The 20,919-nt window shown below is 59.7% G+C and carries 14 protein-coding genes; 5 read left to right on the forward strand and 9 right to left on the reverse strand.

The genetic code is table 11. From position 1 onward, the window contains the following. Nucleotides 1–142 precede the first annotated feature (142 nt). Together E4631_RS17920 and E4631_RS17925 are read right to left on the reverse strand one after the other, a co-directional pair. Nucleotides 143–1,450 (reverse strand): PcfJ domain-containing protein, encoded by a 1,308-nt coding sequence (locus tag E4631_RS17920; protein WP_133655639.1) that lies wholly within the window; start codon nt 1,448–1,450, stop codon nt 143–145. Between the two features lie 1,192 nt (nt 1,451–2,642). Next, nucleotides 2,643–4,172: a TROVE domain-containing protein gene (locus E4631_RS17925; protein WP_133655640.1), complete on the reverse strand. Its 1,530-nt coding sequence runs from the start codon at nt 4,170–4,172 to the stop codon at nt 2,643–2,645. Between the two features lie 735 nt (nt 4,173–4,907). Here E4631_RS17925 and E4631_RS17930 point away from each other — a divergent pair. Further along, complete coding sequence (locus E4631_RS17930) at nt 4,908–5,924, forward strand: hypothetical protein (protein WP_133655641.1); 1,017 nt, start codon at nt 4,908–4,910, stop codon at nt 5,922–5,924. A gap of 109 nt (nt 5,925–6,033) precedes the next feature. Here the strand turns inward: E4631_RS17930 and E4631_RS17935 are convergent, their stop codons facing one another. The 4 genes from E4631_RS17935 to E4631_RS17950 form a co-directional block, all read right to left on the reverse strand. Further along, complete coding sequence (locus E4631_RS17935; protein WP_133655642.1) at nt 6,034–6,330, reverse strand: putative quinol monooxygenase; 297 nt, start codon at nt 6,328–6,330, stop codon at nt 6,034–6,036. 125 nt (nt 6,331–6,455) lie between these two features. Then, on the reverse strand, nt 6,456–7,181 hold the full coding sequence (locus tag E4631_RS17940; RefSeq protein ID WP_133655643.1) for a PD-(D/E)XK nuclease-like domain-containing protein: 726 nt from the start codon (nt 7,179–7,181) through the stop codon (nt 6,456–6,458). A 130-nt stretch (nt 7,182–7,311) separates the two neighbouring features. Continuing rightward, complete coding sequence (locus E4631_RS17945) at nt 7,312–8,688, reverse strand: DUF4270 family protein (RefSeq protein ID WP_166647927.1); 1,377 nt, start codon at nt 8,686–8,688, stop codon at nt 7,312–7,314. Between the two features lie 16 nt (nt 8,689–8,704). Next, nucleotides 8,705–9,805 (reverse strand): galactose oxidase, encoded by a 1,101-nt coding sequence (locus tag E4631_RS17950; protein WP_133655645.1) that lies wholly within the window; start codon nt 9,803–9,805, stop codon nt 8,705–8,707. Between E4631_RS17950 and E4631_RS17955 the strand changes: the two genes are divergently transcribed. Further along, nucleotides 9,804–10,052 carry a hypothetical protein gene (locus tag E4631_RS17955; RefSeq protein ID WP_133655646.1) on the forward strand — a complete coding sequence of 83 codons (249 nt, stop codon included), beginning with the start codon at nt 9,804–9,806 and terminating at the stop codon, nt 10,050–10,052. The genes E4631_RS17950 and E4631_RS17955 overlap by 2 nt on opposite strands. A gap of 48 nt (nt 10,053–10,100) precedes the next feature. On the opposite strand, the gene E4631_RS17960 is transcribed toward E4631_RS17955, so the two are convergent. Then, entirely contained in the window at nt 10,101–11,315 is a 1,215-nt protein-coding gene (locus E4631_RS17960; protein WP_240735040.1) for an FtsX-like permease family protein, read from the reverse strand. A gap of 82 nt (nt 11,316–11,397) precedes the next feature. Here E4631_RS17960 and E4631_RS17965 point away from each other — a divergent pair, with 82 nt between their 5' ends. The 3 genes from E4631_RS17965 (at nt 11,398) to E4631_RS17975 (ending at nt 14,168) form a co-directional block, all read left to right on the forward strand. Next, nucleotides 11,398–12,621, forward strand: coding sequence for an exo-beta-N-acetylmuramidase NamZ domain-containing protein (locus E4631_RS17965; protein WP_133655647.1), 1,224 nt, complete (start codon nt 11,398–11,400; stop codon nt 12,619–12,621). 52 nt (nt 12,622–12,673) lie between these two features. After that, complete coding sequence (gene fmt / locus E4631_RS17970) at nt 12,674–13,606, forward strand: methionyl-tRNA formyltransferase (RefSeq protein ID WP_133655648.1); 933 nt, start codon at nt 12,674–12,676, stop codon at nt 13,604–13,606. Between the two features lie 64 nt (nt 13,607–13,670). Then, nucleotides 13,671–14,168 (forward strand): dihydrofolate reductase, encoded by a 498-nt coding sequence (locus E4631_RS17975; RefSeq protein WP_133655649.1) that lies wholly within the window; start codon nt 13,671–13,673, stop codon nt 14,166–14,168. 92 nt (nt 14,169–14,260) lie between these two features. On the opposite strand, the gene E4631_RS17980 is transcribed toward E4631_RS17975, so the two are convergent. Together E4631_RS17980 and E4631_RS17985 are read right to left on the reverse strand one after the other, a co-directional pair. Further along, entirely contained in the window at nt 14,261–19,486 is a 5,226-nt protein-coding gene (locus E4631_RS17980; protein WP_133655650.1) for a C25 family cysteine peptidase, read from the reverse strand. A gap of 51 nt (nt 19,487–19,537) precedes the next feature. Then, nucleotides 19,538–20,683, reverse strand: coding sequence for a PorV/PorQ family protein (locus tag E4631_RS17985; protein ID WP_133655651.1), 1,146 nt, complete (start codon nt 20,681–20,683; stop codon nt 19,538–19,540). Nucleotides 20,684–20,919 lie beyond the last annotated feature (236 nt).

Genomic DNA, 20,919 nt, shown 5'->3' on the forward strand with positions numbered 1-20,919 from the left:
GGCCAAAAGGCGACGGGATAGGTCGAAGGAACGCGGGCCTACGGCATCCGGCAACTGGGGTAAAAGCGGGCAACGGGCAAGCCATCGGTCGGTTTTCAGGCGAAGGAAGACGGCTCTACGGCACCGCAGACAAAAGAAATTTTTAGTCGTAAACAGCCTCCCACACGTTGCCGGCGACGGTGATGCGCTCGCGCTGGAGCCACTGGGTGAGCCAGTGGCGCTCCAGGGGGGTAGGGCGGCGGTTGTACTTGCCCTTGGCCTGCACCAGCTGGTGCTCGGGCGTGATTTCGAGGGTCAGTATCCGGCCGCCGTTGAAGGTGAGCGAATAGATGCCGCGCCGGCCGCGCTGGCACTGGTGCACGTAGGTTGCCACGCAGTGATGCATGTGGCGGCCTTCGTCGAGCAGCTCGGGGTAGCTGTGCAGCTGCCGGATGTGCACCCACTCGCCGTCGCCACCGGCAAAATCGGGCACCGGCATCCCCGGCCACACCGCCGCCAGCAGCTGCTGAAAGCGCGGGTTGCGCCGGGCCGGGCCCAGCGTGCGCTGCCGGTGCGCGGTGTGCGCTAGCAGCGAAGCCAGGCTGCGGCCCCGCAGCGAGAAGTTGGGCTGCGCCGGCTCGGCCAGGCTACCCACGCGGCGGCGGAAGTGAATCCAGTCGCACACCGGGCCGAATTGCCAGGCATCGACCTCCGGCTCGGCCCGAAACAGGTCGAGCAGCGTGAGCCACAGCACATCGTCGGGACCGATAGGCTCGCGGCCCAGGCGCGAGTCGAGCGCCACGCCCAGCCACTCGGTGGCGTCGCGGGCCGCCAGCTGGGCATAGCGGTAGGCTTCCTGAAACGTGCAGCCGGCCGGGGCCTGCCGCATGCCGTGCTCCAGCCGCTTGGTGAGCGGCACGGGCAAGCCCGCGAAGCTGCGCAGCGCCTGGCCCCTACCCAGGTGCAGGAGCAGCAGCGTAAGGTCAACACCCGCGTGCTGCGCCGGCGCCCTACCCCACCCATTAAGCACCCAGCCCGGCACATCACCAAACTGGTCGAAAAGGTGGCGCACCAGGCTATCAAGCTGGTAAAACGCATTTTTGGAGCGCGGCTGCCAGTTGGCCAGCTCCCGCACGCGGCTGGCGAAGTGCAGGCCCAGGTGGGCCAGGGCCGGCGCCAGCTCGGGGCGGTCCAGCAGCCCGGTCCGGCACTTAATTAGCTGGCTGAGGAAGTGCCGGATGCACCACTGCTCATTGGTGGTACGGGTGGCTACACAGTGGCGGTGCAGCTGCGCCAGCGCCGCGTGGGGCTCCACCTGCGACCCGATAAAGCGCTCGGCATCGGGTGAAAAAAGAAAGGCTACCTGGCGGGCCGGCGGCCATTTTTGCCAGGGCAGGTGCTGGGTTAGGGCAGTGGCAGCCAGCAGCGTCGTGCGCGCCTGGGCCGAGAGAGGTTTGTTGCGGTTGGCCATGTGCCAAGGGCGCGGCCCGAAATTCCGGCCGCCGAATTAGGTGGGTGAATATGCCATGTGAATGGGTCGGAGATGGGTGTATTTCTGGACATAGAAAACGAATTATTACGTGTGAAAGATTAATTAAAAAATACCGGGCAACAAGCGACGCGCCACTGAATGTGCTCTAACCAACTGAGCTACCGTGGGCCGGACCCACGAACGGGAATCGAACCCGCGACCGCACCGTATCGAACGAAGTAAGGCGCACCTACGGCACCGGTATTGGTAAATTAAATCTAGTTGGGGCAACAAGCGCCTGGCCGACATATCCTGCTCTACCTGACTGAGCTACAGCTGCTACCGAAGTAGCAGCCAGCGGGATTCGAACCCGCGACCTGGGCAATAAAAGTGCGAAGTATGGCCGGGCTACGGCACCCAATTAGATAAAAATAAGCAGCGGGGCAACAAGCGGCAGGCCGGCTATTAAGGAGCGCGTCTACCAATTTCGCCACCCAGGGCAGGCCCTAGGGCAGGGCTCGAACCTGCACACCTTGCGGCACAACTTCCGAAGTATGGCCCGCCTACGGCACCCGCTGTTTTATACTTGAAATTCTATTCCGAACAATTAATTAATTACTCAGAAAATGAAGGAATAAATCCTGAAAAACCGGGGCGATAATTGGCAGCCACGGGCTGGCCCTACCCCTGCGCAAACGCGGCATTACTTACGCAATACTACTTCGGGAGTCGAACCCGCGACCAACCCAAATGGAGCGAAGGAGGACTACCTGACGGCACCCGGTTTAATTAGAAAAAATCAATAATTCCCGAATTCAGGGCGACAAGCGGCCAGCGTATCTGCCGCTACCGAAATAGCGGCAGTGGGATTCGAACCCTACGGCTTGCGCCGACAACCACGAAGTAACGCCGAGCCTACGGCACCTGAAAGAGAGGGAGTTGGGGGACTGGTTTGGAACGGGCCGCCGGAGCAAACAGGGCCCCGGCGGGGAGCCGTTCCGGCCAGCGGCTGCCATTAAGGGGTCAGCCGTTTGCCTAAGTCGGGAATCATAGAACAGATTCGTATGAATGATTAAACAATTATTTTGCCAATTTATTTCTTTTGCCTGAATTTAATTTTAGGCGAGTAATTATTCGGCTAACGCAACCGACCGGGGGTCTCGCTTTATTGCCCGGCCGGGCCACTTGGTTTTCATAGCTCAATTTTTTCGATTTCGGTGAGCGCGTTACCCCCCGTTTCGAGGGCGGCGAGCACGTCGAATATTTTGTCGGACCAGCCGGCGATGAGCGCTACCCCCTGCTCGGCGCGCACGTCGAGCGGGGCGGTGCCGTGGCCGGCCAGGTCGAAGAGGTAGAGGCGGGCCTGGGGCGCTACGTTGGCGCGGTAGGCGGCCCATTCCTGGGCCAGCGTGTTGCCTTTACCGGTGCTGTCCCAGAGCTGGCAGTCGGTGAAAATCATCATTTTATCTACCACCTCACGGCGCTGGCGCAGGTCCTGCACCACAAGGTGGCCGTTGGTGGCGTAGCCAACCTCGCCCTCGCGGCGGTACAGCTCCTGCACGTTGCGCAGCACCTGGCCCTGGGGCAGCGCCACCCGCTTCCAGGTGTTGCCGAAGATGCCGGTGACCACATGCTGGCAGCGGCTTTGCAGCAGCATGCCCAGCACCAGGCCCACATCGTAGAGCAGCACCTTGCTGCGCGGCGAAATAGGTTGCTGCATTGAGCCCGACACGTCGCAGGCCACCACTATGCGGGTGTCGGCCCCGAAACCGCGCAGGTTGCGGGCGCTGGCCCCGATGGCGGCCTCCAGCGCGGCCAGCACCGGGGGCGCCGCGCCCATTTCCAGGGCCAGTACCTCGCGGTAGGCGGCCAGGAAGCGGAAGGGCAGCTGCCGGGCGCGGGCCACCTGGCTGGCGTCGGCGAGGGTAGCGCAGGCCAGGGCCAGCGTATCGGTGCTCACGTTGGCTTCCAGCAAGTTGCGCAGGTTGCGCAGCAGGGCCATGTAGCCCAGGCGGCGGCTGGCCACCAGCGTTTCCCAAGTGCGGGTGAGGGCCGCCTGCCGCTCGGCGGGCGAGGGATAGGCGACTTGCCCAGCGGCCGACAACTCGGTTTCCCAGGTGTAGGGCACCGGCAACTCGCCGGTCACGAGTTGATTGAATACGGCCTGCTGTGCCTCGCTGTGGGGCTTGGGGTGCACCAGGAACAGGGCATCGCGGAGGCGCACTGCCGCACCGTCGCGGTCGTACTTGGCCAGCTGATAAGCGTCAAACTTATTGAAAGCCAGCGCTAAGCCGTGCTGCATCTGCTTGGAGAGCCGAGCAAGGACTTTTGCGCCGGTACGGCCGTTGGCCTGGGCATAAAAGGCCAATAATTCGGGGATTTCGTCGGCACGCTGCACCACCCGCGCCACTAGGCGGCTCACCAGGTTGTTGCCACGGTGAATGCGGGCCAATTCTACGGCCAGCACCAGCGGCACCGAACGCAGGTAGAGTTGCTCGCGGGCATACACCGCCAGCCGGGCCACAAACTGCGGGTCGCTACGGGCCACCAACTCGCGCAAGCGGGCCAGGCGGGTATCGGCTAACTCGTAGAACTGGTCGCTAAGGGCGGCCGTGGCTACGGCGGCGTACAGTTCCTGGGCCGGCGTGAGGGGGTAGGCCGGGGCATTTTCGTGGTTGCGAACCGGCGCGACTTTGCTGCGAAAATTGAGATTGAAACGCATGATATAAATGAGTAATGGGTGGGAAATAGGCTGAATTAATTACGGTTTTATTAATTATCAATTTGCATTAGACACACCTTTCCCAAGCAAATAAAAATTGATTTTTATTTGTGAAATAGACACAAAAAAAACCCGGGATTCGAGGCCGGGTTTTTACTATCGCAATTTCTTACCGATTAATTACCGGTATCGAAACCACGAAGAAAAACCACGGAGACACCCATCTTGCCCGGCTATACCGAACTGCAACTGGGAATAGACAGGCAGGGAACTAGGGCGGAGATTGGACATCGGGAGAATGGGCTAAGCGGCTAATAACCGGCTAACAACAAAAAACCCGAGCTTCAAGGGCTCGGGCGGCGACAGATTTAGCGGAAGCTAAAATCAGGCAAACGTACCGAGCCGGGGCAGCCTTTCTGGCTGCTTTTTATCCGAATTGCGCAAGCTTATCAGGTGGTGGTACATGGCGTTTATTTTTTAGTGTGACAAAGGTGGGGTAATTATTTTACTTGTGCAAGTATTCGTTGAATAATTTTTTAATTATTTTTTAAAAGCTATTAATTACCGCAATTAAGTCGAATTAATTAATTCCTTTGTTGCGCAAATTAGCAGGCTGATGGGGCTATTGCTTAAGCTAGTCAGAAAGCTTAAAAAATGGTCGTCAGCCTGTCCTAGGTAGCTTCCTTGCCTGGGCTGGATAGCGCCGGCTGGAGCTAAGCCGTATTTTTGTGAAACGTGACTGATTTTACTTTTCTCCAGCGCCAATGGCTACCCGACCGGGTAGCAACAGCGGCCGTGGGCTCGCCGGCCCAGCAAGCCTTTCGCGAGGCGATGGCGGCTATTGAGGCTCTACGCGCGCAGCTGAGCACCCTGCGGGCGGCGCAGGCAGCTACTCGCCAAACGTACTGGCGGCAAGTAGGCCCGGTGGCAGCCGAGGCCGTGGCGGCGCGCCGGGCGCTATACGCCCCACTCGAACTTGCCCTGACTGAGGGCTACCTCAGCCGCGCCGAGGTAGTGCAGGTGATGGAGCTGCTGGTGCACAATGCGCACAGCCTGGAAAGGCGCTTCGGGGAAGATGAGCGCGAGATACTGGCGCGCTACGCGCCTACCCTGCCTGTACCGGACGACGAGGCGCCCCCTACCCCCCCCGCGCCCGAGATGCCGACCGCGCAGGAGTTGCCGCACGAGCAAGCGGCGGCGGCGGCCCGCGCCCACCGCCAGCAGCGCAAAAATCAGCAACGCGCCAGCCAGGCCCAGGCCGCCGAAACCGAGAGCCAGTCGCTGCTGCAAAACACCAAGGCCGCTTACCGGCAGCTGGCCCGCGTGCACCACCCCGACCGGGCCGCCCAGGCCGATGCAGCCACGCAACAGGCTCAAACGGCGCTGATGCAACGCATCACAGCGGCCTATGCGGCCGGCGACCTGGCCGCTTTGCTATCGTTACTGGCCACCAGTGAGGATCCTACCCCCACTGCCAGCCCCGAGAGCGATGCGTTGCTACTACGCTATACAGCTGCCTTGGCACAGCAGCACACGCAGTTGGCCCAGGAGCTGACCATCGCCCAGCGCCCCGTGGAGGATGCGCCCTGGAGCGGCACCGAAAAGCAGCAACGCACCCGCTTGCGCCAGATTAAGCGCGACCTGCGGGCCGAGACGGACTACCTAGCGTACCTGGTGCGGCAGTTGCAAGAGCCAGTTGGCCTGCGGCAGTTGCTGCGCGAGCTTACTGCTAATGGCCTAGCTGGCTTTTAGAGCCCTTTCCAATTCCGGGAACCGCAGTAAGTAGCAAAAAAAGCCGCCCCGGCGCGCTACGGCACCGGGGCGGCTGGCAAGCTTGGCTTGACGCTAGGGACGCAGGCGACTATTTATTGGCCAGTACGTCTACCATCTCGATGGCGGGGGGGCTGGCCCATAGGTCGGCGTGGGTGCCCAGGGCAGCCGCTACCTGGCCCGCAAGGTGGGCTTTGCGGCCTTCATCGTCAGGGAAGGTATCGAAAATACCGAAAGTAGCTGGCCCCAGTTGTAAGGCATACCAGGTGAATGTGGCAGGCTCGGCCTGCACAATGGGCAGGGCGCCACGCAGAAAATCCGCAACGGTTTGTTCGTGGCCGGGCTTTACTTCGAGGCGCACCAGCAGGGCCTTTTTAACGGTATTCATGTGGATGGGGGTAAGGATACTTATAGCCTGGCCTTCGTAACAGGACCAGCAACGGGCGTTGCTGCCAGCAGTACTAGCTCAGCTAACTAATTGTTTAGCAAATTCCCTGACAAACAATGGCTGGGCTAGCCGGCAGACGGGTGGCCGTGACCCAGTGCGGCGGCGGCAGCCTGCACCGCTTCGGCGCGGTAGGCAGGGGCTGTGGCGGGCGCACGCAGCAACTTCAGCAGGTGCATGTACTTGCGGCGGCCTTCGGCCAGCATATCGGGGGGTACTTCGAGGGGGAAAACGCCGAAGGGCTCTACTTTTTGCACGCCTACTAGCAGGAAGCGGTCGGCCTGGAGGGCATCGAGGTAAAAGGCGGCCTGCCGGTCGTAGTCGTAGTGGCTGCATTGCAGCCGGAAGTGGTCGGCGTCGCGGGCCAGGGTAGTTTTGAAGTCCACTACGGTGTAGGGCTGGCCGGGCTGGTTGAGTACCAGGTCGGCGCGTAGCTTGCATAGTGTGCCAGTGGTAGGCTCACTAAAGACGGCGCTGCGCTCGGTAACGCCCTGTTCAAGCAGGCGATTCAGCTCCGTATTTAGCTTCACGCCTTCCACCAGCCACCAAATGAGGGTATCGTTGAGGCCGGGCTGGCCGGGCTGGTAATCGGCTGGCTCCAGCAGGGCGGTGTGAAAGGCGGTGCCGAAGCTCAGGGCACCCGAGCCGGAATCGGTGCGCGGGGGGCGGCCGTCGAGGGCGTCGCGCAGGCGAGAGAGGTCGGAGTTGGCAATGGCGGGTAGGGCGCGGTAGTCGTCGTAGGAAACGCGCAACAGGTCGGGGCGGGCGGCGGAGGCAGGAGGCAGGTCAGACACCCTCCTTAAACAGAAAGAGGGGTATGCTTAGTTGTCTCTTTTGCCGATAATAATAAAAGGGGGTAGCAATTTCCGCCCATTGCGGAAATTGCTACCCCCTTTACGGCGGCCAATGCGGCGAAGTAAATGCTTACTTCACCGTGATGAAATATATCCGCAGCGCAAGCTTATTGGTGGTGTTGCGCGGGCCGCCCAGCACTACCCGGTTGGGTAGCGCCGACGCAGCGGACGAAATCAGGAAGCCATTATTCACAGTAGTGCGGTTGATGACGCCTTGTATGTAGCGGTCTACCGACCAAAAGTAGGACCCTTGCTCAATTCCCGATTGGGCAGAAATCCCCGTTTGGTAAGTGCCTTCTCCCGCAACAGTGGAACCATTGGCATAAAGACCCAGCGGGTGATTATTCGCATCAGGAATATTGAGCAAAAGATTAGGCGGCACCGGTACAAACGGCGACAGCGTAGATGCAGGCACCAGCGCTGTGATGCGGGCATTGGTAACGGTGAGGTTGGCACCAAACTGCTGCAAGTCGGTGAGATACGGGAACTCCAAACGGGTTTGCAGGCCCAATGCACCTTCCACTACCGTTGCCATGCCCGTGAGGGAGGAATTAACAGACTGAAGCGAGGCAGTGGGCAAATTCCGGATGGCTGCCGTGCTGCGCCCAGCCTTTACCTGGTAAAAATGGCGGTTACCATTCGCCAGCGAAAACGTGCTGGAAAGCACCACCGTCGGGTTGGTTGGGTCGTGGTAGTAAAGCATCAGCGCCGCGCCGCTGGCCGAGGCACTCAGCCGCACGATGGCCGCGTCGTCGCCAGCGGCCGGCGTAAGAACCAAGCCCGGCAGATAGTTATCAAACAGGTCCTGGGTACTCAGGAGGCCCATCTGGCCCGTCAGCAGCAGCTTGCGGCCGAAGGTGTTATCATCGAGAGGCAGGCGCAGCGTGGTCTTGGTAGGCCGAACGCGACCTCGGGGAGCCACGCGGTCTAGGTTAAGCAGGGTAGTCGAGTCGTAGTTGAGACGCGTAAGCTTAGGCGAAGCGAAGGATGGCTTCGTAATCGAAATGGGGTCGATAAGCGGGTGCACCTCAAACAAGGCTTGCGTCTTGGTCGTGTCGCCGTAGATGAAGCTATCGGGCTTGGGAGCAGTAGCCGTACGCAGCACCAATATGGTAGAGTCGTACACGAAAGTGGCATCGGGATGAAAGGCATCCGTCAATCCAACTTGGAAGTAGCTCTTAGCCGTAAGCGTGCCCAGCTGCGGGTCGGTGTAGCGGCCCACCAGCAGATTATCCGAGTTGGAGGTTACTACCGAGTCGCGCAATACGGTGGAGGCGCGCACGGTAACGGTATCGATGAGATACGCTCCCGTGTTGGCCTGCGAGTCGGGCAGCCCTACCCCAATGTTGCCAATATCCTTGGTGCAGCTGGCCGCCAGCAGCGCTATCACTAGCAAGAGCGCATGGGGCAGCTGGCTCCGGTAAGTAGTCCGGAGCCAGCTAGCCATTATCCGAGTTGCTGCGTTATTGCTGCGCTGCACTGGGGTCAAATTTATAGAAATCATCGAGGCGCGCGCTACCGTTGTAGCCCGTGCCTACGTAGCCAAAGCTACCAATGCCAAACGACACGGCCGAATTGCGTCCGGCGCCGCCGCCAGTGAAGGTGAAGGGGTTGGTGGCCGTCCAGGTATCCAGGCTAGGGTCGTAGGCCTGGCAGTCGGTGCGCACGGCGCTAGTGCTACCAAGCGTCACGTAGCCCATGTTGCCAACCACGAAGGAAGAGGCGTAGGCCCGCGCCACGGTGCTATAATCGTACGAATCGGTCGAGGTGCTCTTGTTAGCCAGGTCGCGCTTCTGCGTCCAAGTGCCGTTACCAACCGGGTTGTAGGACCAGAAGTCCGTGTTGTAGGTCAGGTTATTGGTACCCGTGCCCACATACATCTGGCCATTGATAACGAAAGCCAGCGCGCCGATGCGCTTGTCGCCAGGGAAACCGGCCGTTAGGGCCGACCACGTATTGCTAGTGGGGTCGTACTTGTAGAAGTCCTTCTGGTTATTGCCATCGTAGCCGCAGCCCACGTAGCCGATATCGCTGATGCTGGCGGCTACCGCGCCGTAGCGGCCTGCGCCGTTCGGGGTTGGGAAGTCAGCCACCCGCTTCCAGCTACCGATGGTAGTCGTGGTCGTGGTGGTAGTGCCTACGGTAGTAGTCGTAACGGTGTTGACCGCCGGGTCAAACTGCCAGAAGTCGCTCAGCAGGTTCGTGCCATCATAGCCGGTGCCCACGTAGCCTTTGCCAGCGGCCGAAAAGCCCACGGCGTTGTAGCGCGCGGCGGCAGCGGCGGGCATGGGGGTTATCTTGTTCCAGCTGCCGGTAGCAGGGTCAAAGGAAAAGAAGTCTTTGTATTTGACGGCGTTGCCATCGAGGCCGGTGCCTACATAGGCAATTTTATTGATGACGAAGCTGACAGCGTTGCCACGCTGCGTACCCAGAAAGGTGCTGCTCTTCGTCCAGTTGCCCAATACGGTGGTAGAGTCGGTGCTTTTGCAGCTAGTAAGGCCGAGGCTGCCTAGCAGCACTAGTGCCAGCATCAGCTGGCTTGCTCGTAGAACGAGGTTTTTCATGAAAAAAGAAGATTGTGATACCCTTGAGAGGCAGCTGGGCGACAAGTTGGTTGCATGCGCCCGAATTAGAAGAATGCCTTATTTGGACCCGCAAGATACGGTTTTTTTTACCCCCTACCCCCTCTTTCATCGGCCAACAGCCGCTTTGTATCGAGTAAACGCTAAAAAAGGGCTAGTCGGTATAGAGGAGCAAAAAATTGATTTCCAGCTCCCCAACAGGGATTTTTTGGCTAGCTGTCGGGCTTAACAGGCTACGAATAGCCTGGGTTCCAGACCCTACCCCCACACGGAGGCATTAGTCGAAGCGGATGGCAACCATGGGCTTGATGCGGGCAATCATATAGGTGGGAATGAGCACCGAGAGGATGGAGGCGACCAGCGTGGCCACGTTGAGCAGCACCATCACGGTGGGGTCCCAGGCAATGGGCACGCGGTCCATGTAGTAGTTTTCGGGGTCGAGCGGGATGATGCGGAAGTAATACTGCAACGCGCAGAATCCCAAGGCGATAACATTGCCAATAACCAGCCCTTTGAGGGTAATAGACAGCCCGCGAAAGAAGAACATCTCCCGAATCTGGTTGTCGGTGGCGCCCACGGCCTTCAAAATACCAATCATCTTGGTGCGCTCCAGAATCATGATGAAAATGGTGGCGACCATGTTGAAGGTGGCGACGAAAATAATGAGTATCAAAAAGATAATCACGTTCCGATTTAGCAGGTTGAGCCAGTCGAAGAGCTGAGCGTACTGGTCAGTTATTTTTTCGATGCGCACCTCGTAAGGTAGTTGCTCGTAGAACTGGTCGAAGGTGCGGTCGAGCCGCGAAAAGTCGCGCAGGCGCACTTCGAGGCCGCCCACCAGCGAATCGGGCCAGGCGTTTAGCTCCTGAATCTGGCGCAGGTCGCCGAGCACGTACACCTCATCGAACTCGTCGAGGCCGGTTTGATAGATGCCCGACACCCGGAACGGGCGCACCCGCGGCGGCTGCTGAATGAAGTAGAACAGCGCCTTACTGCCCACTTTGAGGCGCAGCTTATCGGCAATCTTTTGCGAGATAACGATGTCGTTGCTGGCCGCCGAATCAGCGAAAGTGATGAACTTGCCGGACACCATATTCTGGCGCATCGAGCTGGGGCTGTGGTGCTCACTCACGCCCTTGAGCACCACGCCCAGCACCTCATCGGGCGTTTTGATAATAGCCGTTTTGCGGGCAAAAGGCTGCACGGAGGCCACCTGGGGGTAGCGGGCCAGGGCGCGCCGCAGCTGGGGCTCGGAGATGGGCGCTACTTCGAGCGAGTTGTTGGTGTCGTAGCGCGAGAGCTGCAAGTGGGCCCCAAACGAGAAAATCTTGTTCTGAATCTGCTCGCGAAACCCGTGCAGGATGGAAAACGAAACTATCATCACGGCAATGCCTAGGGCAATGCTGACCGTGGCGATGCGCGTAACGGAGTGGGTAAAGGAGCCGGTGTCGGCGCCATCCATGCGGCGCGATATGTAGCGGGCGGTATTCACGAGTGGCTGTAAAGCTACGGCCGCGCTGGGCGTTGCGCCAGAGTAGCCGGGCGCTTCTTACGAACAACGGTACTTTTGAGCCATGATGAAATGGATTTTCGTGGCGGCCGGCCTCGGCGCCTGCTCTGCCCAAGGGGAAGCCAACGCCGATACCCAGACGCGCCAACCGGCTCCCGTGGCCCGCCCTACCCCCCCCGCCGGGCCACTAGTGGTGGGCGCGGCGCAGCTGGGCCGCTACCTGCCCGGCCTGCGCGGCAAGCGCGTGGGGCTGGTGGTGAACCAGACCTCACGGGTGGGCAACGCCTACCTAGTAGATACGCTCAAAACGCTGGGCGTCAACCTAACGGCTATTTTTGCACCCGAGCATGGCTTTCGGGGCGAGGCGGCCGACGGCGCCACTATTGCCGACGGCCGCGACGCCCGCACCGGTGTGCCCGTGCGCTCGGTGTACGGCAAAACCAAGAAGCCTACCCCCGAAATGCTGGCCGATGTGGACGTGCTGGTGTTTGATATCCAGGACGTGGGCACGCGTTTTTATACCTTCATCAGCACGCTGCACTATATTATGGAGGCCGCCGCCGAGCAGGGCAAGGCCGTGGTGGTACTTGACCGCCCCAACCCTAATGGCGCGGTGGTGGACGGCCCCGTGCTGGAGGCCAAGCACCGCTCGTTTGTGGGCCTCGACCCGCTGCCCATCTGCCACGGGCTCACGGTAGGCGAGCTGGCGAAGATGTTGAACGGCGAAAAGTGGCTGGCCGGCGGCCGCACCTGCCCGCTCACGGTGGTGCCGGTGGCGGGCGGCTACACCCACGCCACGCCCTACCCCCTACCGGTGCCCCCATCGCCCAACCTGCCCACCGCGCGGGCCGTAGCGCTGTACCCCAGCGTGTGCCTGCTCGAAGGCACCAACGTGAGCGTGGGGCGCGGCACCGACCGACCATTTGAGGTGATTGGGGCGCCCACGCAGCCCACCACGCGGCCCTACCAGTTTACACCCCACCCCAACGCCGGCTCCCCTATCCCCCCGCTAAACGGCCAGCTTTGCTACGGCCTCGACCTGCATCAGCCGGGGCCCGGCGAGCCGGCCGAGTTTTTCAGCGTGCGCTATTTGCTCGATTTTTATCAGCAGAGCACCGATAAGGCGCACTTTTTTTCGAAGTATTTTGAACAGCTGGCCGGCACCGACTCGCTACGGGTGCAGGTGGTAGCGGGGCGCTCGGAGGCCAGCATCCGGGCCAGCTGGCAGCCGCAGCTGGGACAGTTCAAGGCGCTGCGCAAGAAGTATTTGTTGTATCCTGAAAAATAAGAACCGGCGGCCTGAGCCACTGCTTATGTGCCGTCAACGTCTTCTATTACCTATGCCCGCTCCCCTCCGAATTGTCTTCATGGGCACGCCTGATTTTGCCGTGCCGACCCTCGAAACCCTCCTCACGCTACCCGAGGCGCAGGTGGTGGCCGTGCTCACCGGGCCCGACCGGCCCGCCGGGCGCGGGCGGCAGCTGCAAGCCTCGGCCGTGAAGGCGGCGGCGCTGGCCCACGGCCTACCCGTGCTGCAACCGACTAACCTCAAAGACCTGGCTTTTCAGGCCGACTTGCAAGGCTACGCGGCCGACTTGCAGGTGGTGGTGGCCTTCCGGATGCTGCCCGAAACCGTGTGGAATATGCCGCGCCTGGGCTCGGTCAATATCCACGCCTCGCTGCTGCCGCAGTACCGCGGCGCGGCGCCCATCAACTGGGCCCTGATGCACGGCGACCAGGAAACGGGCGTCAGCAGCTTTTTCCTGCGCCATGAGATTGATACCGGCGACCTCATCTTGCAGGATAAAATAGCCATCGCGCCCGCCGACGATTTTGGCTCTTTATATGATAAGCTAAAGGTGGCGGGCGCGGCGCTGGCCCGGCGCACGGTGCTGGCCATTGCGGCGGGCACCGCACCCAGCACACCGCAGCCCCCTACCCCCCATCTGCGCCCCGCCCCCAAGCTAACCAAGGAAACCGGCCGGCTCGACTTCCAGCGCCCCGCCGCCGAGCTGGTAAACCAGGTGCGCGGCCTGGCCCCCGCACCCGCCGCCTACACCACCCTGCCCGATGGCCGCGGCCTGAAAGTGTACCGCGCTGCTGAGCTGCCCGACCAGCCAGCCCCGGCCGGCACCTGGGCCACCGACGCCCGCCACTACCTGCGCGTGGCTACCCCCACCGGCTGGCTCGACCTGCTCGAAGTGCAGCTCGAAGGCAAAAAACGCCTCACCACCGAAGAGTTCTTACGCGGCACCAGGCTGGAATTAAGCTAGCTGAGTCCACCAAGAGTAGCTCTTCGCTTTGATAATTGCTCACTGATAATCGATAACTGAAATTATGGTTTCCATCGTCGTAGCTGCCGCCGATAATGGCGTAATCGGCCGGCAGGGCCAACTGCCCTGGCACCTGCCCGCCGACCTTAAGCACTTTAAACTACACACCCTGGGCCACCCCGTCGTGATGGGTCGGCGCACATTTGAAAGCATCGGGCGGCCTCTGCCTAGTCGGGCTAATATCGTAGTTACCAGCACGCCCGGCTGGCCGGCACCGGCGGGCGTGCTGCTGGCCAACTCGCTACCCGAGGCGCTGGCGCTGGCCGCCACGCAGCCCGGCGGTGAAGAGGTCTGCATCATTGGCGGGGGCGAAATCTACCGCCAGGCCCTACCCGCCACCGATGTGGTGTACCTCACCGAGGTGCACACCACCGTGCCCGACGGCGACACCTTCTTCCCTACCCTCTCGCCCACCAACTGGCGCGAGGAAACCCGCGAGCGCCACGAGCCCGACGAGAAGCACGCGTTCGCCTACAGCTTCGTGACGCTACGGCGGCGGTAATTCAGTAAATGGGTAAGTGAGCAAATGAGTAAGGGGTAGGCCGTTCGGAAAGTTGAACGGCCTACCCCTTACTCATTTGCTCACTTACCCATTTACCGCAGTAGAACCAGCTTGCCCCAGTCGTTTTTAAAGGCCTGGTCGCCGGCGGTGGCGCGGCGCTCAAACGTGCCGCCCGCCTGGTCGAGCGAAACGCGGTAGAGGTAGGTGCCATTGGCCAAGCGGTCGCCGTATTGGTCGGTGCCATCCCAGGCATAGTCGGTGATGTTGTTGCCGATATGCAACGGCCCCAGCTCGTTCATAAAAATCTCGCGCACCACTCGGCCAGTTAGAGTCATAATCTGGATTTTCATGTTGCGCGGCAGCTCCTGGCCCGTCACCGTAAACACAAACCGCGCCTTGCTGGTCACGGGGTTGGGGTAGGGAAAGACATTGGTAATGGTGGAGGCATTCACCACCTCAAACTTCACCTGAAAATCCTGCGCAGCAGCGGCGGCATTGACTGGGTTACGGCCCTGCACGCGCAGGGTGTACACCCCATCAGCCAGCTTGGCAGGATTGAACTCCAACCGGGCCACACTGCCCGCCGTGCTATCTACACTGAAGTGCACCAGCGGGCCGTTCACATCAATGGCCGTAGCCGTGGCCTGTCCAGGGCCTTGCAGGAACACCGTAAAGTTCGATGCCTTCGTAATATGGCGCACTTTATCGCTGTCTTTCAGCTGGATACTAATAACCGGCGTGGGCGATACCAGCTCGCCATCCAAGATATGGCGGCCATCAACGGCTACGTCGAGGGTAGGCGGCACGCTAGCATCCATAATAGTAAAGGGATTCAGCGTCAGCACATTATTGAAATAATAGAGCTCCGGCTGCAGCTGCGGATTGACGAACACGCGCGGAATAAAGCGGCCGAACAGCCCTTTCACGTTCAGGCTTACGTTCACGGTCAGCACACTGTCGTTGGCGCCCAAGTCGCGCGGGGCCGGTAGCAGCTTGGTGGTGCTGGCCACCGGCAAGCCCGTGGCCACGTTGATGAGCTGCACCTGCACCTGCAAGCGGCTGGCAAAAGCCTCCTGCGATACGTTATCAAACTTCACCGGGAAGCTGATAATACCGGTAGTAAGCGCCTGGTTTTTAATGCGCGCTGTATCATACACGGCCGAGGCTATCAGGTCGCGGCGCACCACACCCTCGGGCAAGCCCTTGTAGGTAATGAGCCACTGCTTCAGCTGCGGCGGCGTCCGATTTACCGAGTCGCGCAGGGCCAGCTGCAGCTGCATGTAGGGGTAAGTAGTGGTTGAATAGGCGCTCAGGTCCACGGGTTGGTGGCCCACGTTCGGGTTCAGCACGGTAGCCTTGCCCGCAGCATCGACGCCCGATAGCACCAGAGTATAGCTTGAAGTAGCTGTTTCGCGCCGAACGGTGTTGTACAGCGTTTGCCACTTCTGGGCCGGGCCAATGAGCGTGCTCGTGACGCTGCCAGTCTGGCCGGGGGTAGCGAGCATCGTATTCAGGGTAACGACCTGGCTATAGCTTGCCTGGGCCAAGCTCCGGTCGGGGCCTGTTTCCTGAATCAGGCGCCCGCCACTCGCCCGCTTTTGGGCAACTAGCGCCCACGGGTCGCCATTTTTAAGCTGCGTAATCAGCTTGCTGCCGAGCAGGGTCGAAAACGAATTGCCTAGTGCCGGCAACATACTACTGTAACGCAACCGATTAACACTGATTAGTGCCACGTATGCCCCGTCAGGTATATTGTTCATAAAAGTATTGAACTGGGCCTGTCGCGCTGCGTTATTTTGAATATTGTCGAGAGTATCAGCGTAATTACTGAAGTAATAGAAGGTCTGGTCGTTCTGCCCACACGTAAAATACGGTCCCCCTTGGGTGATATTTAAGCGTTTGAGCGAGTGCTCGTCTAGCACTGCCACTAACAAATTAGGCACATTATTAGCGCAGTAAGCTACATCAGGCGGCTGATTAGTATTAGTAAAGATTCCGTAGCCGTTAAATATATTAAAAGTAGCGTCGCTACCTGGTGGCCCACCTCCTAAGGTTCTAAGCTGCAACGCCTGCTGCTTATCGGCAAATTTCCAACGATTGGCCGGCGTCGAGACTGCCACGTTTTGCAGCTGGTCGCGGTTAAACTGCCCGTTGTGGCTCTGCGACCACCCGCCCGCCAGCGCCTTGGTAATAACGCGGAAGGAGCTTACCTGCCAGCTGCCATCTTCCTGCGCCGAGGGGGTAGTAAAGCGCACGCGCCAATACCACACCACCGAGTCGCGGCCGGCCGCCGGCAGCAGGGCCGCGGGGGTCCAGCTGGCGATAGCAGCAGCCTGCAGGTTTGGCTTCAGCTGCAAAGCTTTGCTATCGAACGTGGCAACCGAATCGACCTGAAAATCATAGCCCCGCGTGGGCGAAGCAAGGTCATTACTCTGGGCCACCAATCGGGGGGTAGGAGTCGACACAATCGCAAACTCGGTGGGCGAAAGCTGCGTCACCCCACCTTGCAGGAAGGTGTACGATAGCTCAGCCGAATTATTATTTTCGTTCAGTTCGGCTACCTTATTGCGGTAGTCCAACTCCACTACAAATTTATTGGTCCCGAACACATTGCCCGAGTTAGGAATCGTCACCGTATAAGTTGTATCGCGCTGCCAGGCCTGCCGGAACGTCTGGAGGATAACGTCTGGCTTGCGAGTGGCGGCCCCGTTCTGCGATGCGTAGCTGCGCGTAATGCGCACCTCAATTGAGTCGAAGGTGATACGCGCCGGGTTACTTACCGGGATATTCAACCGGAAGCTGGTGGCCGTAGCGGCCACCGTGGCGGGCGTCATCGACACGCCGTTGGCAATGAAATCGGGCTTGGCGGGGGCGTATAGGCGCAGCGCCGGGTCGCCCTGCCATAGGGTAGTAAGTAAGCTTATCGACGCCACAGGGTTATTTACAAAGGGTGCAGCGCCTTGCAGGCGTCGTACTACTTCGGCGTACGCTTCGGCTACCGGGCGGCCAAACCAGGCGGGGTTATTAAACAACAGTTGGTGAAGCAGTGTCTGGGCCGGGTCGAGCAAATAGGCATAGCTGAAGTCCGTTTGTGCCAAGAAGCCAATTGCCCCTTTGGCAGGTGCCAGCAGCCAAGTTCCCCCAAAAGTAGGTGGGCTAAAAAAGCAAGCAGCAGCGTCGCAGCCGTCGTACATCATCACCGGGTAGCGCCCCGCGTTATGGTAGTTGTTTACCGGGTCGTTGATATCACCCAGGTTAATATCAAAGCTACTGGTAGAGCCGTGCCCGAAATAAGAGATAACTGACAGGCCATTATTCAGTTCTGTGGAGATATTCACACTAGTTGGCAGGCCCAGCGTCGTGCGCCGGTACGTAGTTACTTTGCCACCAAATAACGGCCGCTCAATGATGCGCTTATACTTATCTAGATATCCACCAAACTCCTGAAAATCAGCGGCACTTTCCCCACCAGCCAAGTGCATGACGTTTTTACGCCAATCCTCGATTCCAAGGGCTTCATGCTCTTTTAATTTGTTGAGGTAGCTCATCACATCTTGGGGCGTGACGGCGATAATGCGGCCGGTTGGCAGCTTGGCGCGGTAGTCATCGTGCTGCCAATCGCTGGAAAGCAGGTTATCCGAAGGAGCCCGCGTAGAAACCGGCACTAAATCGAGGCCCTGTTCGCCTTGGAAGCGGGTAGTAGCATAAGCGGATATTCCGCGGTAAACGGGTGGGTGCGTATCATAGCCAGGATAGGCATTGGGTTGCAGCCCTTTACCTAACAGCAGCAGGTATTTGGTTTGCGTAGCAGGGGCAGCAGCGTTGAGCCACAGCGCAAAGTGTCGCAACGCCAGCAGCGACCGCTCGCCGTAGTGAAACTGGTCGTAAAGCAGCGGAGCCGTCACCATCAGCGTATCGTAGCCGCCCCCGGCTGCCGAGGCGCGGTAGTTGGTATACGCTCGGGCGGCGTTAGGTTCTGAGCCAGCCGCTTTCATCAACTGCGGGTGCGTGATGATGATAAAGTTGGGCTTCACCGGGTCAATGACCCGAAAGTGCACCGCCAGCGGTGCGCCCGGCACCAGCGGCTGCGTTACATCGGCCAAGTAGAGCCGGCGCGTTTGTTCATTAGTCGCATTAGGAAACACAAACCGGCGGGCGCTGCTGCCCAATGTTTGGGCAGCCGTTGGCGCAATGCGCTGCACGTTCCAGGGGTCTTGAATATCGTAGCCCATCACCGTGGCCGGAATGTTATCGAGCTCATACGTGGCAGGCCCGGTCAGCAGCGAGTCGTTCTGAAACCATAGGTCATGCACATCACTAAACCAGCGGCTCTCTTGGGGCGCCGTTATGCGCACAAAGCCGAGGCGCCAAGTATCATAAATAGGCCCGGTGTTCTGATTGACTACCCTTGCCTTCAACTCTACTTTCCCATCACTGCTAATATCACTCCGCTGAAGCGTAAAACGAGGCCTTACAAAATTGAAGGCCTGGTACTTAGTCACTAGCTGCTCACGGTACGTGCCACCGGGCGGCACAACCCCAATAGACGTGGTGTGCAGGCCATTCGACGCCGGCGGAATACTCCCGCCCACAACTACTAATTCGGCCGTTGGCAACTGCGCCGCCGGATTAGACACGACCGCTCGCAGGGGGGCACTATTTACGATGGACTCGTCAGCTTTCTGACCGGAGTAAAAACCTTCTCCCTTTTCTATCCAGGGCAAGCAAGTGAGATAATCCGTATTACATCCATCCATAAACCAATCATAGTACAAATTCAGCACCGACTGAATGCGCCAGCCGTGGGGGGTGCTACCAGCAGCCACGGGCTGGGCCATGCGCTTGCCGGGCCGGCTGCCGCTCCAGGTGATGAAGTAGGCCGCCGTATCGGTATAGAAACTGAAAAACGGGTGGGACTGGTCGGCGGGCTTTTTATACAGGTCGCGGTCGAGCACGCCGTCGTTGCGCTGGCCGTAGAATTCTAGGTAGGTAGTGTTATCGAGCGCGGCGGAGCTGCCACCCTGGTACACGGCCACTTCCTTGCCGCGCCGCCACAGCTGCAACTGCGTTGGGGCCACGCCCGCAATGCCGCTGAGCTTGCTCAGGTAGGCATAGTCGAGGCGGTAGAGGCCATCGCGCCACACCTTCATCTTGTAGTACGTTTGGCCGGGCACAATCCATTCGTTGCCGTAGGGGCCCGACTGCGCCTGGGCCGCTGGGCTCAGCAGCAGGCAGGCCAGCACCAGCAGGTATGCGCCGCGCCAGGTTTTTACTTTATCAACTAAATGCTGCCATGCAGCGGGGTAATGATTGTTCATAGTTCAGCTAATCAAGCAGCTATAATAGTAGTAGTCAGCAGCGCGCACTTTTTATCTGATGCTGGGTAGCCCGGCGTTGGCCCGGCTGCCCAGGCCGTAGCCCAGGCTCACAATGAGCGAATTGGTTTGGGAAGATGCGCCGCCCTGCACGCCTACGTCGAGGCGCGAGAGGGCCAGGTCCACGCGCAAACCGCTGATGGCCACGCCTGCGCCCAGGCTATACTGGCCCTTCCACTGCTTTTGCAAATCGAAGTTGGTGATTTGCTGATAGTTCCCTACCCCCCCTCGCAGGAAGGCCAGGCTGCGGTAGCCAATTTCGATGCCTACACGCGGGTCCACACTCACGGGCTTGGCCGAGATGAGGGTGTTGCGCTGGCCATCAGTAGTAACTTCCAGGTCGGCGGCTACCAGGGCGGTAAACTGCGCGGGCAGCTTAAACTGCCGGCCCGCCCCCAGCACCAGGCGCGGCAGCGTTAGCTCGGTTGAGTTAGAAGGAATGACCTCACCGGGCGCTGCAGTATTCTTAAACTTGTCGGCGTCGATGCTCCAGGCGTTGAAAGTGGTCGTGATATCGCGGGCCATCAGGCCCAGCCGCCAGCCTTTGTGGTTGTATTGCAGGCCTACATCTACCCCAAAACCATAGGCGTTGGCGTAGCTGCCCACATTGCGGTAAATGACCTTGGCACTGCCGCCCACGCTCAGGCCCTCGGGGCCTAGCTTGCGGGCGTAGCTGAGCAGCAGCGCGTAGTCGGCTACCGAGAAGTAGGTGATTTTATCGTACTGAATGTAGCCGTACTCATTGATGAGCGAGCGCGTATCGGCAATATTATCGACGCCCGAGCGCAGCAGCGTCACGCCGATGGCGCTCTGCTCATCAAGCGGCATGGCGAAGGCGACGTAGTCGTTCTTCACTACCCCCGAAAACAGCTCGGAGTGCATGAGCACGCCGTCGTACCGGGCTTTGATATTGGTAAGGGCGGCGGGGTTCCAGTAGCCGGCGGTGGCGTCATCAGCCAGGCTCACCTGAGTTTTACCCATGCCAAGCGAGCGAGCGCCCGCACCCAGGTTCAGAAACTCGTTGCTGTATTTGGGCGTGTTGGTTTGGGCACGGGCGGTGGGCGCGGCGGCTAGCCCCAGCAGCGCACTTAGTCCCAACCCTACCGCCCAGGGGCGGCTTGCAGCGGAAAGTTTTAGCATAGTAAACTAATAATCGAAAAATAGAATGCAGCAGCAACGCAAGTTACTGCCGGTTAGTGCGTAGCTAAGCGCGCTGCCGAAGCCCAAAAACCGCAGCAGGCTGGCTGGCGCGCAGTTATCGTGCCGTTTTAGGATTGGCGGCGATTGGCATTGGACGAAAGAATTAGGGAGGGGTAGGAAGGGCAAAAAAATAATTGGCGGCGGACAACAAAAAATTTTACACCGAGTATTATGCA

Origin of the sequence: Hymenobacter sp. UV11 (assembly GCF_004684095.1) — a bacterium.
Lineage (GTDB): Bacteria > Bacteroidota > Bacteroidia > Cytophagales > Hymenobacteraceae > Hymenobacter.

Excerpts from the sequence above, each read along its gene's own strand:
- E4631_RS17920 (WP_133655639.1), bottom strand. The coding sequence starts at position 1,450 with ATGGCCAACCGCAACAAACCTCTCTCGGCCCAGGCGCGCACGACGCTG.
- E4631_RS17975 (WP_133655649.1), top strand. The coding sequence starts at position 13,671 with ATGGTTTCCATCGTCGTAGCTGCCGCCGATAATGGCGTAATCGGCCGG.
- E4631_RS17955 (WP_133655646.1), top strand. The coding sequence starts at position 9,804 with ATGAAAAAAGAAGATTGTGATACCCTTGAGAGGCAGCTGGGCGACAAG.
- E4631_RS17935 (WP_133655642.1), bottom strand. The coding sequence starts at position 6,330 with ATGAATACCGTTAAAAAGGCCCTGCTGGTGCGCCTCGAAGTAAAGCCC.
- E4631_RS17965 (WP_133655647.1), top strand. The coding sequence starts at position 11,398 with ATGATGAAATGGATTTTCGTGGCGGCCGGCCTCGGCGCCTGCTCTGCC.
- E4631_RS17925 (WP_133655640.1), bottom strand. The coding sequence starts at position 4,172 with ATGCGTTTCAATCTCAATTTTCGCAGCAAAGTCGCGCCGGTTCGCAAC.
- E4631_RS17985 (WP_133655651.1), bottom strand. The coding sequence starts at position 20,683 with ATGCTAAAACTTTCCGCTGCAAGCCGCCCCTGGGCGGTAGGGTTGGGA.
- E4631_RS17945 (WP_166647927.1), bottom strand. The coding sequence starts at position 8,688 with ATGGCTAGCTGGCTCCGGACTACTTACCGGAGCCAGCTGCCCCATGCG.
- E4631_RS17980 (WP_133655650.1), bottom strand. The coding sequence starts at position 19,486 with ATGAACAATCATTACCCCGCTGCATGGCAGCATTTAGTTGATAAAGTA.
- fmt (WP_133655648.1), top strand. The coding sequence starts at position 12,674 with ATGCCCGCTCCCCTCCGAATTGTCTTCATGGGCACGCCTGATTTTGCC.
- E4631_RS17950 (WP_133655645.1), bottom strand. The coding sequence starts at position 9,805 with ATGAAAAACCTCGTTCTACGAGCAAGCCAGCTGATGCTGGCACTAGTG.